1 protein-coding gene is annotated in these 1247 nt (G+C 70.6%); it reads right to left on the minus strand.

Annotated features, from left to right (window positions below; translation table 11 throughout):
* Positions 1-166: 166 nt before the first annotated feature.
* A complete protein-coding gene (locus QK444_RS36325) occupies positions 167-1084 on the minus strand; it encodes a DUF5926 family protein (protein WP_282786657.1) in 918 nt (305 codons plus the stop codon).
* Positions 1085-1247 lie beyond the last annotated feature (163 nt).

Consider the following 1247-nt stretch of genomic DNA (forward strand, 5'->3'; position numbering starts at 1 on the left):
GAGCAGACCGGTGATGATTTCGAGAATCGCGTCCATGGTTTTCCTCATCTCTTGCTTCGGCGAGAAGATCCTCGCCTCCCCCGACCTTCCGGGGTGATGAGAACCTAACCGAGAGCCAGGTTAGAAATGAGGGTTTTTCAAAAAATTCCCCAGGAAATCTCGCGCGTCAGCGCAAGGTGACCTGACGCGAACGCAGACCATCGCGCGAGCGGCGTTCCGCACTCGTCAGCGGTTCGTCCACCGCCAGCGCCTCGACCAGTCGCGCACCGAATTCCGTTGCCCCCGGCACCCATTCGCTGGCGTGCCGCTCGCGGTCCAGATCGAAGACCGGCACCAGCAGGCCGTGGGTCCGGAACGACCCCGCGAACCGCGACCCCTCACCCAGGTGCAGGTTCCCGGCCGCGTGCAGCCGGGCCAGGGCCAGCATCAGGGCGTCCTCGTCCTCCGGGCGCACCCAGCGCAGATGCGCCTTCTCCCCGGCGTCCACCCACCAGGCCGCGCCGATGGCGTCCCCGCCCAGCTCCAGCCGCGCCGACGGCATGATGGCCTGATTCGCCTGCTCGATGGTGGCGGCCACCTGCGGATCCGGGGTGACCCCCGCCGGCACCCACCAGTTGAAGTCCTGGTGCACCGTCAGATCCAGCGCCGCACCCGGATCCAGCACCTCGGCCAGCCCCGGCGCGCCCTCGGCGCTGGTGGCGGCCAACGACTCCCCCGGCTCCGCCGACTGCGTCCACAGAATCACGGCCGCCAGATCCGCGGCCGGATCACCGGACTGGAACTGCACCTGCACACCCACGAACCCGGTCGGCTCGTCCCCGGCGCGCACCAGCGCCGACACCGCACCCGGCAGCACGGTGGCGAGCGTGACGGGACGTTCGGCGGCGACATTCGCCGACAGCTTCAGCGTGGCGGTCGCCGACGGCACGAACTCCCGTAGCGCCACCAGATCGCATTCCGCGGCCAAGCCCGCGAACGGCCGTGTCACCACCGACGCCGCCCGCTCCTGCGCCGCCCGACGCTCGGCCAGCTTCGCCTGCCGATTGCTCCCCGGCTTGGGACTGTTGCGCTTGCTCTTACCCATGAGGCGGGAGCGTAGCAGGACGGGGCGGGTTTCCCCGTTTTGACCTGCGTAGATGCCTGACATCGAGGGCGGTGTCGATACGGCCGCGAGACCGCGGCCGCCGGGATCGTGGTGGTGCGGGGGCGGCGGGGGGGGGGGGGGGGGGGGGGGGGGGGGGGGGGGG

Origin of the sequence: Nocardia sp. CC201C (assembly GCF_030010695.1) — a bacterium.
In the GTDB taxonomy this organism is placed as follows: Bacteria; Actinomycetota; Actinomycetes; order Mycobacteriales; family Mycobacteriaceae; genus Nocardia; species Nocardia otitidiscaviarum.